We start from the raw sequence: 14672 nt of genomic DNA on the forward strand, positions 1-14672 counted from the left end.
GGCGAGGAGGGCGGCCGGTACGCTTTCGGTATGAGTGCAGCACCGCGTACAGAGAAGCCGGCCGGTAGGTTCCGCCGGATGCTCGACCGGCTCTCCTCGTCCACCGAGGACCTGGAGTCGGAGAGGCTCCAGGAGGACGCCGAGGCGTCGGGGTGCACGCGCATCAGCGACTGCTCCGACCGCCAGATAGTCAAGGTGACTGGTACCTTGCGCACGGTCACCTTGCGTCCCCGGGCCGGTGTCCCCGCCCTGGAGGCCGAGCTGTTCGACGGCACGGCGCCGCTCGACGTCGTGTGGCTCGGCCGCCGCTCCATCGTGGGCATCGAACCGGGCCGCAAGCTGATCGCCTCCGGCCGGATCTCCATGAGCCACGGTCGGCGGGTCCTCTTCAACCCCAAATACGAGCTCCGACCGCTCGGACAGGAGTAGCCGGTGACGTCCCTCGACAAGCCGACCACCACGGGCCAGGACACCCGGGCCGACCAGGACGCCCAGGCCTCCAGGGAGGTCACCGAGGCAGCCCTGTTCGAGGCCTTCGGAGGGCTCCGGGGCATGATCGAGACGGTCGTGCCCGGTCTGCTGTTCGTCACGATCTTCACGATCAACAAGGACCTGCACGTCTCGGCCATCGCCGCGCTCGCGGTCTCGCTGGTCCTGGTCGCCGTGCGGCTGGTCCGCCGGGACACCGTCAAGCACGCGTTCAGCGGGGTCTTCGGCGTCGCCTTCGGCGTGGTCTTCGCGATGATGACCGGGAACGCCAAGGACTTCTACCTGCCGGGCATGCTGTACACCCTGGGCCTCGCCCTCGCGTACCTCGTCACCGCGCTCGCCGGCGTCCCGCTGATCGGCCTGATCCTCGGCCCGGTCTTCAAGGAGAACCTCTCCTGGCGGAGCCGCAACCCCGGCCGCAAGAAGGCGTACACCAAGGCCAGCTGGGCCTGGGGCCTGATCCTGCTCGGCAAGTGCGCGATCCTCTTCCCCATGTACTGGTGGGCCGACACCACCAAGTTCGGCTGGGTCCTGGTGGCGCTCAAGATCCCGCCGTTCCTGCTCGCCGTCTACCTCACCTGGGTCTTCCTCGCGAAGGCTCCGCCGCCGATCGACGTCTTCGCCGAGATGGAGGCCGAGGAGCGCGCCGAGGAGGAGCGCAAGGCGGCGGCGGCCGCGGCACGACAGCAGCCGGAGGCCTGACGGAGGCCCGGCCGGACGCCTGAGCGGCCGGAGGCTTCGAGGGTTCCACGGCCTGCGGGCTTGCGGGCCTACGGGCTTACGGGGAAGGGCCCGGACCTGTCATCAGGTCCGGGCCCTTCCCCGTGTCGAAGCCCCCGGCCGTTCGGGCGGCCCGTATCCCACCGGCTACCGGACCGCCTTGTCGAACAGGCTCAGGAGTCCGAGGGCGCCCGGCGGACCTGGAGCAGGTCCTCCAACTGCTCCTCGCGCGCCTGCGCGGCCACGAACAGCAGCTCGTCACCGGCCTCCAGGGTCTCCTCGCCGCTCGGCGTCAGGACCCGCGAACCGCGGATGATCGTCACGAGCGAGGTGTCCTGCGGCCAGTCCACGTCCCCGACCGAGGTGCCCGCGAGCGCCGACTCCGGCGGCAGCGTCAGCTCGACCAGGTTCGCGTCGCCGTGGCTGAAGCGGAGCAGCCGGACGAGATCGCCCACGCTCACCGCCTCCTCCACGAGCGCCGACATCAGACGCGGCGTCGAGACGGCCACGTCCACGCCCCAGGCCTCGTTGAACAGCCACTCGTTCTTCGGGTTGTTCACCCGGGCGACGACCCTCGGCACGCCGTACTCGGTCTTGGCGAGCAGCGAGACGACCAGGTTCACCTTGTCGTCGCCGGTCGCCGCGATCACCACGTTGCAGCGCTGGAGCGCCGCCTCGTCGAGCGAGGTGATCTCACAGGCGTCGGCAAGCAGCCACTCCGCCTGCGGCACCCGCTCCACCGAGATGGCGGTCGGCGCCTTGTCGATGAGCAGGACCTCGTGCCCGTTCTCCAGAAGCTCGCCCGCGATGGAACGGCCCACCGCACCCGCGCCCGCGATCGCGACACGCATCAGTGACCACCCTCCTCGGGACCCTCGGCGAAGACTTCCTCGACCTTCGCGATCTCCTCCGTACGCATCATCACGTGCACCAGATCGCCCTCCTGGAGCACCGTCTGCGAGGTCGGGAGAATCGCCTCGCCCAGCCGGGTGAGGAAGGCGACACGCACCCCGGTCTCCTCCTGGAGCCGGCTCACCTTGTGACCGATCCACGCGGGGGAGGTGTGCACCTCCGCGAGCTGCACGGCACCGCTCGGGTCACGCCACAGCGGCTCCGCGCCGGACGGCAGCAGCCGTCGCAGCATCTGGTCGGCGGTCCAGCGGACCGTCGCCACCGTCGGGATGCCCAGCCGCTGGTAGACCTCGGCGCGCCGCGGGTCGTAGATCCGCGCCGCCACGTTCTCGATGCCGAACATCTCGCGCGCCACCCGCGCGGCGATGATGTTCGAGTTGTCACCGCTGCTCACCGCGGCGAAGGCACCGGCGTCCTCGATCCCGGCCTCGCGCAGGGTGTCCTGGTCGAACCCCACACCCGTGACGCGCCGACCGCCGAAACCCGAGCCCAGGCGGCGGAAAGCCGTCGGGTCCTGGTCCACGACCGCGACGGTGTGCCCCTGCTGCTCCAGGGTCTGCGCGAGAGCGGCTCCCACTCGCCCGCAGCCCATGATGACGATGTGCACGTCCCCTTACCCCGCACTCCTGATCGCCCTGCCGACCTGCGCAAACACCCTGCTCACAACTTTCCTCACCCGAAGGGCCCGGGTCGTGGCGGGCGACGCCCTACCGGGTCGCCCGGTCCGAGCTTAAGCGGCAACGCTGGCCGGGACCGCATCCGAGGTGGTACCCAGGGAGATTCGGTGCCGATCGGGGGTGCCAGTACGCCTGGCTCTTTTCGAACGCTTACGATCCTCTCCGTGTCCAAACTGACCGACGTGCCCAAACGGATTCTCATCGGGCGCGCCCTGCGCAGCGACAAGCTCGGAGAGACCCTTCTCCCCAAGCGGATCGCCCTCCCCGTCTTCGCCTCCGACCCGCTGTCCTCGGTGGCGTACGCACCCGGAGAGGTGCTGCTCGTCCTCTCCGTCGCCGGTCTCTCGGCCTACCACTTCAGCCCGTGGATCGCCCTCGCGGTCGTCGTCCTGATGTTCACGGTCGTCGCCTCCTACCGGCAGAACGTCCACGCGTACCCGAGCGGCGGCGGCGACTACGAGGTCGCCACCACCAACCTCGGACCGAAGGCCGGACTCACCGTCGCCAGCGCCCTGCTCGTCGACTACGTCCTCACCGTCGCCGTGTCGATCTCCTCGGGCATCGAGAACCTCGGCTCGGCCGTCCCCTTCATCGTCGAGCACAAGGTCGCCTCGGCCGTCGCCGTCATCGTGCTGCTGACGGTGATGAACCTGCGCGGGGTCAAGGAGTCGGGCACACTCTTCGCGATCCCGACGTACGTCTTCGTCGCCGGCGTCTTCCTCATGATCGCCTGGGGCGCGTACCGGGGAATCGTCCTCGACGAGACCATGAAGGCACCCACGGCCGACTTCGAGATCAAGGCCGAGCACCAGGGGCTCGCCGGTTTCGCCCTCGTCTTCCTGCTGCTCCGCGCCTTCTCCTCCGGCTGCGCCGCCCTCACCGGCGTCGAGGCCATCTCCAACGGCGTCCCCGCCTTCCGCAAGCCCAAGTCGCGGAACGCCGCCACCACCCTCGCCCTCATGGGCGGCCTCGCCGTCACCATGTTCTGCGGCATCATCTTCCTCGCCATGGCCACCGACGTACGGATGGCCGAGAAGCCCGCCCACGAACTGCTGCGCGACGGCGTCCCGGTCGGCGAGGGATACGTCCAGGACCCGGTCATCTCCCAGGTGGCGGCCGCCGTCTTCGGTGACGGAACGTTCTTCTTCGTCATCCTCGCCGCCGCCACCGCGCTCGTCCTCTTCCTGGCCGCGAACACCGCGTACAACGGCTTCCCGCTCCTCGGCTCGATCCTCGCCCAGGACCGCTACCTGCCCCGCCAGCTCCACACCCGCGGCGACCGCCTCACCTTCTCCAACGGCATCGTGCTCCTCGCCGGCGCCGCAGCCCTCCTCGTGGTGATCTACGGAGCCGACTCGACCCGGCTGATCCAGCTGTACATCGTCGGCGTCTTCGTCTCCTTCACCCTCAGCCAGATCGGCATGGTCCGGCACTGGAACCGGCACCTGCGGACCGAGCGCGACCCGGCCAAGCGCCGCCACATGGTCCGCTCCCGCGCGATCAACACCTTCGGCGCCTTCTTCACCGGACTCGTCCTCGTCGTCGTCCTCGCCACCAAGTTCACCCACGGAGCCTGGGTCGCCCTGCTCGGCATGGTGATCTTCTACGGCACGATGACCGCGATCCGCAGGCACTACGACTCCGTCGCCGCCGAGATCGCCGCCGCCGAGGAACGCCCCGACGAGTACGTACGCCCTTCCCGGGTCCGTTCCATCGTCCTCGTCTCCAAGCTCCACAAGCCCACCCTCCGCGCCCTCGCGTACGCCAAGCTCATGCACGCGAACCAGCTGGAGGCGCTCACCGTCAACGTCGACCCGCCGGAGACGAAGGAACTCAAGGAGGAGTGGGAGCGGCGCGGGATCAACGTCCCGCTCAAGATCCTCGACTCGCCGTACCGCGAGATCACCCGGCCGGTCGTCGAGTACGTGAAGAGCATCCGCAGCGAGAACCCGCGCGACGCCGTCTCCGTCTACATCCCCGAGTACGTGGTCGGCCACTGGTACGAGCACCTGCTGCACAACCAGAGCGCCCTGCGCCTCAAGGGCAGGCTCCTCTTCACCCCCGGTGTCATGGTGACCTCCGTCCCCTACCAGCTCCAGTCCTCCGAGGCGGCCAGGAAGCGGGCCCGCAGGCGCCAGGAGTGGAACGCGCCGGGATCGGTCCGCCGCGGCCCGGTCGAGAAGGGCCAGAAGGAAACCGCCGGGAAGAACAACTAGACTGGTGGGCTGCCGTCCCTGCGGCAGCCCGTCGTTCCTTCCCCTTGGAGACTCCCCGCCATGCAGAACACCCCTGTTTCGTCGTTGGTCGGGGAGGAGTACGAGGTGGAGGTCGGTCCGGTGGCGCACGGTGGCCACTGCATCGCCCGCACCGAGGAGGGCCGGGTCCTCTTCGTCCGGCACGCCCTGCCCGGCGAGAAGGTCGTCGCCCGCGTCACCGAGGGCGAGGAGACCTCCCGCTTCCTGCGCGCCGACGCCGTCACCGTCCTGGAGGCGTCGAAGGACCGCGTCGAGGCCCCCTGCCGCTTCGCCGGACCCGGCAAGTGCGGCGGCTGCGACTGGCAGCACGCCAAGCCCGGCGCACAGCGCCGCCTCAAGGGCGAGGTCGTCGCCGAGCAGCTCCAGCGGCTCGCCGGGCTCACCCCCGAGGAGGCAGGCTGGGACGGCACGGTCATGCCGGCCGAGGGCGACAAGCTCCCTGCGGGCCAGGTGCCCCAGTGGCGCACCCGCGTCCAGTACGCGATCGACGCCGAGGGCCACGCGGGTCTGCGGCGGCACCGCTCGCACGAGGTCGAGGTCGTCGACCACTGCATGATCGCCGCCGAGGGCGTCTCGGAGCTGGGCATCGAGAAGCGCACCTGGGAGGGCATGGCCTCGGTCGAGGCGATCGCCGCCTCGGGCTCGAACGACCGCCAGGTCATCCTGACCCCCCGACCCGGCGCCCGCCTCCCCCTGGTGGAGCTGGACAAGCCGGTCTCCGTGATGCGGGTCGACGAGAAGGACGGCGGCGTCCACCGAGTCCACGGCCGCCCCTTCGTCCGCGAGCGCGCCGACGAGCGCACCTACCGCGTCGGCAGCGGCGGCTTCTGGCAGGTCCACCCGCAGGCCGCGCAGACCCTGATGCTCGCCGTCATGCAGGGCCTGACCCCCCGCAAGGGCGAGACGGCCCTCGACCTCTACTGCGGCGTCGGCCTCTTCGCGGGCGCCCTCGCCGACCGCGTCGGCGACCAGGGCGCGGTCCTGGGCATCGAGTCCGGCAAGCGCGCGGTCGAGGACGCCCGCCACAACCTGGCCGACTTCCCGCGCGTCCGCATCGAACAGGGCAAGGTCGAACAGGTCCTCCCGCGCACCGGCATCGACAACGTCGACCTGATCGTCCTGGACCCCCCGCGCGCGGGCGCGGGCAAGCAGACGGTCGCCCACCTGACGACCCTCGGCGCCCGCCGCATCGCCTACGTGGCCTGCGACCCGGCTGCACTGGCGCGGGACCTGGGGTACTTCAAGGAGGGCGGATACAAGGTGCGGACGCTGCGGGTGTTCGATCTGTTTCCTATGACGCACCATGTGGAGTGCGTGGCGATTCTGGAGCCGATCAAGTAGGGGACCTGGGCTGGGCCTTTGTCGTTGCGCGGTATCTGTCGTGTGGGCGTGACGGGCGATACCGCGGCGCTCATTTGACGCTTGTTCTGATGGGATGCCAGGTCAGGTCAGGGCTTGGATACTCAGGTCATTCCCCCCGTCTTGCCGACTACGCGATGCCCCGGCACGGCGGGCGGGCGCTCCGTTCAGCGGGGCGGCAGCGGCGGATTGAACGGCGATGCCGCCGCCAGAGCCCAGCGGAGGGGGGACGCGTGGCGGATTTCGATCACTCGCTCGATGTCGAAGTCGATGAACTTCAGCGCACCCGGCACGGTCGCGGCGCGCTGAGGGTCCCAGTCGACGCTTGCCCTGCCGGTCAACTGGAGGGTGTGGCCCTCTTCCCAGTCCAGGAAGAGCAGGCCGCAGGCCGGGTTGAGATGCATGTTCCCCAGGGTCATATAGAAAGAGTTGCCGACGTAATCCGGCCAGGAGAGGCGGCGGGGGCCGACGGTCACGAAACCGGGGGCGCCCCCTCGGTGCGAGGCGTCCGCGCCATGGTCCGGTGAGTGGCTGGCGATGAAGAAGGTGTCGGCCCGGGAGATCCAGCGCTGCTGTTCCGGGTCGAGATCGTCCCGGATTCCGGCGAGGGCCGGTTCGGGGGACCGGGTGCCGGAGGTGTCGAGAAGGTCCCGGCGCTGGATGTACTTGGGGCAGTTCCCCAGCACCTGTCCGGCCCGGAAGTAGAGGACGTCCCCCTGTCGTTGGGCGATGCCGTTCAGCCGGATGCGGCGCGCGGTGTGCGGTTCCACCGCCACCATCCCGATGTGCCCCGGCGCGTCGAAGGCGTGCTCCAAGGGGTCGCCGGGGGCAGGTAAGCCGGCGATCACCAAGTGGTGCCGGTCGACCGGGATGACGAAACCGGCGTCTCCGGTGACGAGCGATGTCCAGAGGGATCCCCCGGCGTCGATGCCTCCGACGAAGAGCATGCGCTGACTGTCCAGGAAATGGGCGAATGGTGGCTCGATCACATCGCGGAACATAGGGGTGCCCCAGCCGGGGTGCCCTTCTCCCGCGCGCCGCTGCACGGCCTGCTCGCCCTCGTGGTACGGCGAATTCATCACACCGGCCTCCTCTTGATGCCTCAACTGTGGTGCATATCTGGTCACTTGGCGTGGTTTCTGTCCGGCTGACGCGCCCGGCAGCCGACGCCAGGGACCAGCCTCGGCCACTTGCCGACCGACGTCCACCCCGGGCCGACCGGGCCTGTGAGCCCAGGTGACGGACGCTGCGCACGCGTGCAGACGGCCCCTCCGATTGACTAATCGCGCACGGCCCGTGACTGAGTTGCGTCCTTTCTGAGGCCTGATCGTGAGGGTCGCCGCGGTGGCCGGGCGGCGCATCCGTGCAGCAAGCGCCGGGCGCGGGGGAGTCGGAACGCGTCCGGGGTGCTGTCCAGGGGGCTGGAGCGCTCCATAGAAACGAGCATCCGGGTATGTTCCAATGAACGCTGCTATCGGATGCAGGGGGACAAACGCACCCGCCGTGGGTGTGGCGGCCGTAAAGAAGCGGCCGTTTAGTTGAAAGCTCCCCCTAATCCTCGGTGGACGGGGGGTTTGATTGATGACGCGTGTCGGTGTTCGGGCCGAGAGACGACCCATTATCCGGTTCAACGCGCCCGCGCAGTCCCGTGACTGTGTGCAGATTGTAAAAGACCATGATGAAGAGCCGCACGGTACGATCGTGAGTAATCGATTCGGCGAGGTAAGGACCCTTCTCGTCGAAGGCGGCCCGCGTGAAATGCTGAGACCCAGCCGACTTCTGGAAACAAGCAAGGAGGCCTATTTGAGCATATGCCGGCCGTTGGCCGGCCAGATATTAGTGTTCCAGGACGGGAAGCATGCGGCGGCTCGCGGGGCGCAGCTCGTTTGCTACGACAGTTCCCGTCCGTACAAGGTCATCATGCCGGAGCGCTTCCGGGTGGTGACCCTCATGGTGCCGCGGCGCCTGATGGGGCTCACGTCCAAGGACACCGAGATGCTCACGGCCAGGGTGTGGCCCGGCTCGCACGGTCTCGGGGCGCTGCTGTCCAATCTCCTCGTCGGCCTCGAACAGCACGGCGACTCCGTCGACACCGGCGTTGACCTGCTGGGTGGCAGCATGGCCGGGTTCGCGGCGGCGCTCTTCGCGGAGCGGCTGCGCTCGATGGCGGAGGAATCGGGGACCGGTCGGCCGACCCTGATGCTGAGCATCCAGGCTTTCATACGGGAGCGGCTCGCCGACCCCGGGCTGAGCCCGTCCGTCGTGGCCCAGCAGCACAACGTCTCACTCCGCTACTTGCAGAAGATTTTCCACGAGCACGACACGAGTCCGGCTCGGTGGATCAGGGACGAAAGACTGGCCCGCTGCCGGTCCGAGTTGGCGGATCCGCGTTTCGACCATCTCTCCATAGCGATGATCGGCGAGCGCTCGGGATTCTGCGGTGCTTCACACTTCAGTCGTCTCTTCAGGGATCGGTACGGCATCACGCCCCGGGAATTCCGCAAGATCCGCAGGGGCGTCGCACTCTGAAGGACGCATGACGCGCTTTCTCCGTTCCAGGTAGTTTCGGTCCCACGGGAAGGTAATGCATTGACCAGCTTTGAATTCCCCGGAAAGTACTACGAGATCATGCGTGGTGATTTCCGCAGCCTCGCTGCGGAAACGGAGTTCCTGTCCTCTCTCGCACCGGCCGGCGGGCGCGTTCTCGACCTCGGCTGCGGCACGGGTACCAATCTTCGGGAGCTTGGCGCGCGAGGCTTTTCCTGCCTCGGAATAGATCAGAGCGCGAAATTCGTGGAATACGCGCGGGCCGTCGGCGGCACCGGCGTCGAGTACGTGCACCAGCGGGCCGAGGCCTTCACCACCGATGACCGGTTCGATCTGGTCTACAGCCTGTTCATGACCCTCAACTACCTGCCGCGCGCCGAGTTGCGTCAAGTGCTGCGGAAGCTGCGGGAGTTGCTACGGCCCGGTGGCCATGTAGTGCTGGAGTTCGGCCATTTGCTGAACTTCGTAGAGGGTTTCCAGCAGCACACGGTGGCTCATCACCGGGGCGACGACGGAGTGCTCGTCACTCGCCTCGCCCGTCAGTCGATCAACCCGCACGCGGCGAACTGGCGGAATGAGGAGACCCTGCTCGTCCGCGAGCACGACGGCCGGGTGTCCATGTACGACAACTTCTTCGATCAGTCGGTTCTCACCGGACCGGAAGTGCGGGAACTGCTGACGGAGGCAGGACTGAGGACGGTCGCGGAGTACGGCGGCTTCCGCAAGGAGCCCGCGCCCTTCCATGGGCGTGGCCCGCTGGTGATCGTGGCGACCGCGAAGGAGGCTGACTCGGAATGACGAACTCCGACATCTCGTACCTCGACGGCGGACCGGCGGTTCCCGCCGAGGTGGCCGATCTCGGCGAGGCGCTCGTGCGCGCGGCCGAACGCGCCGACGCGACCGAGGAGAGCATCCGGTTCATCGGTGCGGACGGCACCGAGGAGGGCAGGACGTATCAGCGGCTGCTCGACGACGCCGCGCGCATGCTCGCCGGACTCCGCGCGGCGGGCGTCCGGCCCGGGGAGACCGTGGTCCTCCAGGTGGCCGACGACCCCGAGCTGCTGACCGCCTTCTGGGCCTGTGTCCTGGGCGGGTTCGTCCCGATGCCGGTCAACGCCGGGGCCACCGCCGAACAGCGCGCGGACGCCCCCGGCCTGTTACGGCGGGTGTGGAACGGTTACGGCGCCCCGAGGGTCGTCACCGGCGCGGGACAGGAGCCGGCGCCCGAGGTCACGGCCGACCCGCGCTGGGCGGACGCGTGGCTGGGGAGCACCCGCGACCTGCTCGCGCACGCTCCGGACCGGCTCTGGCACCGGGCCGGTCTCGACGATCCGGTCGTACGGCTGCTCACCTCGGGCAGCACCGGCGTGCCCAAAGCCGTGGTGCTCACCCATCGCAACGTGCTGAGCCGTACCGCCGCCACCGTACGGACGAACGGGCTGAGCGACCGGACGCGCACCTTCAACTGGATGCCCATGGACCATGTGGGCGGCCTGGTCATGTTCCATGTACGGGACGTCTATCTCGGCTGCCACCAGGTGCACGCCCGCTTCGAGTGGGTGCTCGGCGACCCGTTGCGCTGGCTCGGGGCGATGGACCGGTACCGCTCCGACACCACCTGGGCGCCGAACTTCGCCTTCGGGCTCATCAACGACCAGGCGGACCGGTGCGAGGGGCAGTCCTGGGACCTCTCCTGCGTGCGCTACATCATGAACGGCGGCGAGGCCGTCCGCAGCGGTGTGGTCCGCCGGTTCATGGAGGTGCTGGCCCCCTTCGGGCTTCCGTCGGACGCCATGTTCCCGGGCTGGGGCATGTCGGAGACGTCCGCCGGGGTGGCGGACTGCGAGTTCTCCGCCGTCAACGCGGGGGACGAGCGCTACGTCCCCGTGGGCCGTCCGCAGCCCGGCACCGCCCTGCGGGTGGTCGACGAGCGCAACGAGCTGGTGCCGCCCGGTGTCACCGGCCGGCTCCAGGTCAGCGGTGCCACCGTGACCTCCGGCTACTACCTCAACGACGAGCAGAACCGGCAGTCGTTCACCTCCGACGGCTGGTTCAAGTCCGGTGACCTCGCCTACGTCCAGAACGGCATCCTCACCGTGACGGGGCGGGCCGACGACGTCATCCAGCTGGACGGCGTCACCTATCACGGTCACGAGATCGAGGCCCGGGTGGAGGAACTCGACTGCGTCGTGCCCTCGTACACGGTGGCCTGCGCGGTGACCGCGCGGGACGGGGAGACGGAGGAGCTCGCGGTCTTCTTCCATCCGCGTGAGGGCGTGGACGCGTCCGAGGCCGAGTACCTGGTGCGCGACCGTGTGACGGAGGCCTTCGGGGTCGAGCACCCGCACGTCGTCCTGGTCACCAAGGAGGACGTGCCGAAGACCGGCATCGGCAAGCTCCGCCGGGCCCAGTTGCGGGAGCAGTTCGAGACGGCCCGGGGCGTGGTGCGCGTCGGCGCGGCGGGGCCGCGTTCCTGACCCGACGGGGGCGGGACATCACGGGAGGTGGCGCCGGGGCGGGTACCCGGCGCCATCGGCCGTTCCGGACGGGCCCTGGCCGGTGCCATGGCGCTTGAGGAAGTCCGCGACCAGGTCCGCGATCTCGGCGCAGTGGGTCTCCAGGGCGAAGTGTCCGGTCGGCAGCAGTCGTACCTCCGCTTCGGGGAGATCGCGGCGGAAGGCCCGGGCGCCTTCGGGACCGAAGATCTCGTCATGGGCTCCCCAGACGGCGAGCAGCGGGACCCGGCTCTCCCTGAAGTAGCGCTGGAAGTCCGGGTAGGCGGCCAGGTTGGCGGCGTAGTCGCGGATGAGCCGGAGCTGGGCGGCGGCGCTGCCGGGTCGCTGGAGCGCCGCCGCGTCGAGGTGCCAGGCGTCGGGGTCGAGCAGGGTCTCGTCGGGGACTCCGTGGGTGTACTGCCACCGCACCCCTTCCGGGCTGAGGGCCTGCCGGAGGGCGGTCTCGGTCTCCGGGTCCGGATCGGCGATGTAGGCGTGGACGGGGGCCCAGAACTCCGGGAGCAGGCCGTCCAGGTAGGCGTTGCCGTTCTGGCTCACGATCGCCGTGACGCGTTCGGGGTGGGCGGCGGCGAGGCGCCAGCCGATCGGGGCGCCGTAGTCGTGGACGTAGAGGGCGAAGCGCGAGAGCCCGAGCAGCCGGGTGAACTCCTCGGTGATCTCGGCCAGTCGGGCGAAGGTGTAGTCGAAGTCCTCGACGGACGGCAGGGCGGAGTGGCCGAAACCGATGTGGTCCGGGGCGATGACCCGGTAGTCGCCCGCCAGACGGCCCATGAGGTCGCGGAAGGAGCGGGAGCTGGCCGGGAAGCCGTGGAGCAGCAGCAGGACCGGGGCGTCGGGGGAACCGGCCTCGCGGTAGAAGACGTCGAGCCCCCGCACGGTGACGGTGTGGTGGCGGATGCGCGGATCCATGGAATCCCCTTGTGTGGTCGGAGGTTCGGCGGCGGGAGCGTGGGCGGCGGGTCCCGTCACGCGCGGGCGCCGCGGGTTCTGGCGTAGTGGCGGGCGACCTTGGCGCGGTTGCCGCACAGCGCCATGGAGCACCAGCGGCGGGTGCCGTTGCGGGACGTGTCGAGGAAGTAGCTGCTGCATTCCGGCTGGTCGCAGAGCTTGATGCGGTCCGGGACGGTGGCGAGCAGGCGCAGATAGTCGCGGGCGGCGGTCCAGGCGGCGCCCCAGGCCGGGTCGGTGAACTCGGCGCGCTCGGCGGGGCCTTCGGGGCTGAGGGTGGGTCTGATCCGGCCGTGCCGCAGGATGTCGTCGATGCCGCGGGCCGCCTCGGCGGAGTCCGGCCGGGCGAGGGCGGCGGCCAGTGCGCGACGGGTGGCGCGTACGGCTCTGAGGGACGCGGCGTCGGCGGGGAAGCGGTCCGCCAGCCCGTGGCCGGTGAGCCACGCGCGTAGACCGGCCGGGGTTTCCAGCAGGTCGTCCTGCCGTCCGTGCTGCCGACGTCGGGTGTTCAGGAGATCGAGGGCGAGGGGCTCGCCGGCTGACGGTCGTGGGTCGGCCTCGGTCATCGCACCACCTTCCATCCGATCCGTTTCTAACCACTCAAGCGTATGTGACCGGTTGCAGCAAGGATGTCTAACCTCTAAAGTCGCTCCCGTTGGTTAGCCCACTCGGTGTGTGCGGACATGCCAGAACGCGTGCGCGTTCACACGAGAGGCGAGAGGTCGCCGTCCCTAGCGTGAGGACGGCGCAGACCGGCCGGATCTTTCCGCCGCTCGACTGCCCGGGGTACCGCCTGTCCGGCGGTCCGGGCGGGCGGCGGTCGGCCGTCGCGCCCGAACAGAGAAGAGCACGCAGGTACAGGAGGGGTTCAATGACTGTGACCGAGACTCTCAATCCCACGACGGGCGACGAGCAGGGCCCTGACTCGGCGGCGGAGATCCTGACGCGAGCGCGGGCCGTGGCCCCGCTGCTGCGGGAGCGCTCCGAGGAGATCGCGCTCAACCGACGCCTCCCCGAGGACGTCGTCGAGCTGGTGCGCGGCACCGGCGCCTTCCGCATCGGCATGCGGAAGGAATGGGGCGGACCCGAGCTCACCTTCGCGCAGCAGACCGAGGTCATCGAGGCGCTGTCCTACGGCGATTCGGCGGCCGGCTGGTGCGCCATGATCGGGATGGACACCTGGATCTACGCGGGCTACCTGGACGAAGCGGTGTCCAAGGAGATGCTCGCCAATCCGGACGCGATCACCGCCGGACTCATCTTCCCCGTCGGTCGCGCCGACCGGGTCCCTGGCGGCTACCGGGTCAACGGCCGCTGGCCGTTCGGCAGCGGCGTCTCGCACGCCGACTGGGTCGTCGGCGGCTGCGTGGTGCACTCCGACGGCAAGCCGGAGCCCGGTGAGGGCGGCGCCCCGGTGAACTGGCGGCTGATCATGGTCCCGCGCGCGGACATCGAGACCGTGGACACCTGGCACACCACAGGTCTGTCGGGCAGCGGCAGCATGGACTACCAGGCCGTCGACCTGTTCGTGGCCGAGGAGAACACCTTCGACTTCACCACCCCGCACGGCACCGGCCCCCTCTCCGCCCCCGACGCCTTCCTGGGCAATGTGCCCGGCGTGCCGCTGGGTGTGGCCCGGGCTGCCCTCGACCACGTGCGCGAACTGGCGGTCGGCCGGGTCGAGAAGGGCACCGGCGTCCCGTGGGCGGAGAGCTACCGGGTGCAGACGGCCATCGGCCAGGCCGAGATGGAGCTGGCCGCCGCGCGCTACGCGGTCTACGGCACGCTCCACGAGCTGTGGGACCGACTGGAGTCGGGCATCCCGGCCACCCCCGACCAGCAGGTGTCGTCGGCGCTCGCCCGCGTCAACGCCTTCAAGACGGCCCGGTCGATCGTCATCCGTCTCGCCGACCTCGTCGGAACGGCCTCGATCTACCGGAGCTCCCCCCTGGACCGCTGGCTCCGCGACCTCCACACGATGTGCCAGCACATCCTCGCCCAGGAGCAGATCGTGCAGTCGGCGGGAGCCCACCTCCTCGGAGGGACGCCGCTGGCGCCCTTCCCTCTCGGACTCAAGGGATAACCCGGACGCGGTGGATGGCGGTTGATGGGCTGGGGCGTCGCTCCGTCTGTCGGCCGTCTCGCCGGTATCGGGTCGAAGTGACCGGCACGTGACTAGATGAGGACAGTCGAATGGCAGCAACTCCCAGTGATGTAGAGGTCGACGTGGTGCCTGGTGGTGGTGGGCG

At 69.5% G+C, this 14672-nt stretch carries 13 protein-coding genes; 8 read left to right on the top strand and 5 right to left on the bottom strand.

Features of this window, described 5'->3' with window-relative positions; genetic code table 11:
* Nucleotides 1-30 precede the first annotated feature (30 nt).
* Nucleotides 31-429 carry an OB-fold nucleic acid binding domain-containing protein gene (locus BU197_RS15085; RefSeq protein WP_188268799.1) on the top strand — a complete coding sequence of 133 codons (399 nt, stop codon included), beginning with the start codon at nucleotides 31-33 and terminating at the stop codon, nucleotides 427-429.
* A gap of 3 nt (nucleotides 430-432) precedes the next feature.
* Nucleotides 433-1191, top strand: a complete 759-nt coding sequence (locus tag BU197_RS15090) for a DUF3159 domain-containing protein (protein ID WP_188268800.1) — start codon at nucleotides 433-435, stop codon at nucleotides 1189-1191.
* A 191-nt stretch (nucleotides 1192-1382) separates the two neighbouring features.
* Here the strand turns inward: BU197_RS15090 and BU197_RS15095 are convergent, their stop codons facing one another.
* Together BU197_RS15095 and BU197_RS15100 are read right to left on the bottom strand one after the other, a co-directional pair.
* Nucleotides 1383-2060 carry a potassium channel family protein gene (locus BU197_RS15095; protein ID WP_188268801.1) on the bottom strand — a complete coding sequence of 226 codons (678 nt, stop codon included), beginning with the start codon at nucleotides 2058-2060 and terminating at the stop codon, nucleotides 1383-1385.
* A complete protein-coding gene (locus BU197_RS15100) occupies nucleotides 2060-2728 on the bottom strand; it encodes a potassium channel family protein (RefSeq protein WP_188268802.1) in 669 nt (222 codons plus the stop codon). The genes BU197_RS15095 and BU197_RS15100 overlap by 1 nt, the downstream gene beginning before the upstream one ends.
* Before the next feature lie 234 nt (nucleotides 2729-2962).
* Between BU197_RS15100 and BU197_RS15105 the strand changes: the two genes are divergently transcribed.
* Together BU197_RS15105 and BU197_RS15110 are read left to right on the top strand one after the other, a co-directional pair.
* A complete protein-coding gene (locus BU197_RS15105) occupies nucleotides 2963-5014 on the top strand; it encodes an APC family permease (RefSeq protein WP_188268803.1) in 2052 nt (683 codons plus the stop codon).
* 60 nt (nucleotides 5015-5074) lie between these two features.
* Nucleotides 5075-6394 carry a class I SAM-dependent RNA methyltransferase gene (locus BU197_RS15110; protein ID WP_188268804.1) on the top strand — a complete coding sequence of 440 codons (1320 nt, stop codon included), beginning with the start codon at nucleotides 5075-5077 and terminating at the stop codon, nucleotides 6392-6394.
* A 185-nt stretch (nucleotides 6395-6579) separates the two neighbouring features.
* On the opposite strand, the gene BU197_RS15115 is transcribed toward BU197_RS15110, so the two are convergent.
* Entirely contained in the window at nucleotides 6580-7491 is a 912-nt protein-coding gene (locus tag BU197_RS15115; protein WP_188268811.1) for a pyridoxamine 5'-phosphate oxidase family protein, read from the bottom strand.
* 502 nt (nucleotides 7492-7993) lie between these two features.
* Between BU197_RS15115 and BU197_RS15120 the strand changes: the two genes are divergently transcribed.
* From BU197_RS15120 to BU197_RS15130, 3 genes are read left to right on the top strand one after another with little or no spacing between them, the layout of a single operon-like run.
* A complete protein-coding gene (locus tag BU197_RS15120) occupies nucleotides 7994-8941 on the top strand; it encodes a helix-turn-helix domain-containing protein (RefSeq protein WP_223182646.1) in 948 nt (315 codons plus the stop codon).
* 60 nt (nucleotides 8942-9001) lie between these two features.
* Nucleotides 9002-9757: a class I SAM-dependent methyltransferase gene (locus tag BU197_RS15125; protein ID WP_188268806.1), complete on the top strand. Its 756-nt coding sequence runs from the start codon at nucleotides 9002-9004 to the stop codon at nucleotides 9755-9757.
* A complete protein-coding gene (locus tag BU197_RS15130) occupies nucleotides 9754-11436 on the top strand; it encodes an AMP-binding protein (protein ID WP_188268807.1) in 1683 nt (560 codons plus the stop codon). Before BU197_RS15125 ends, BU197_RS15130 begins: the two co-directional genes overlap by 4 nt.
* A gap of 18 nt (nucleotides 11437-11454) precedes the next feature.
* Here BU197_RS15130 and BU197_RS15135 read toward each other — a convergent pair whose 3' ends face one another.
* Together BU197_RS15135 and BU197_RS15140 are read right to left on the bottom strand one after the other, a co-directional pair.
* The gene (locus BU197_RS15135; RefSeq protein ID WP_188268808.1) at nucleotides 11455-12384 is read right to left on the bottom strand and encodes an alpha/beta fold hydrolase; all 930 of its coding nucleotides are present in this window, start codon (nucleotides 12382-12384) and stop codon (nucleotides 11455-11457) included.
* Nucleotides 12385-12440: 56 nt separating this feature from the next.
* Entirely contained in the window at nucleotides 12441-12989 is a 549-nt protein-coding gene (locus tag BU197_RS15140) for a CGNR zinc finger domain-containing protein (protein WP_188268809.1), read from the bottom strand.
* 305 nt (nucleotides 12990-13294) lie between these two features.
* Here BU197_RS15140 and BU197_RS15145 point away from each other — a divergent pair, with 305 nt between their 5' ends.
* Entirely contained in the window at nucleotides 13295-14506 is a 1212-nt protein-coding gene (locus tag BU197_RS15145) for an acyl-CoA dehydrogenase family protein (protein WP_188268810.1), read from the top strand.
* The last annotated feature ends 166 nt before the right edge of the window (nucleotides 14507-14672 follow it).

The organism is Streptomyces sp. CBMA291 (genome assembly GCF_014596525.1).
GTDB lineage: Bacteria > Actinomycetota > Actinomycetes > Streptomycetales > Streptomycetaceae > Streptomyces.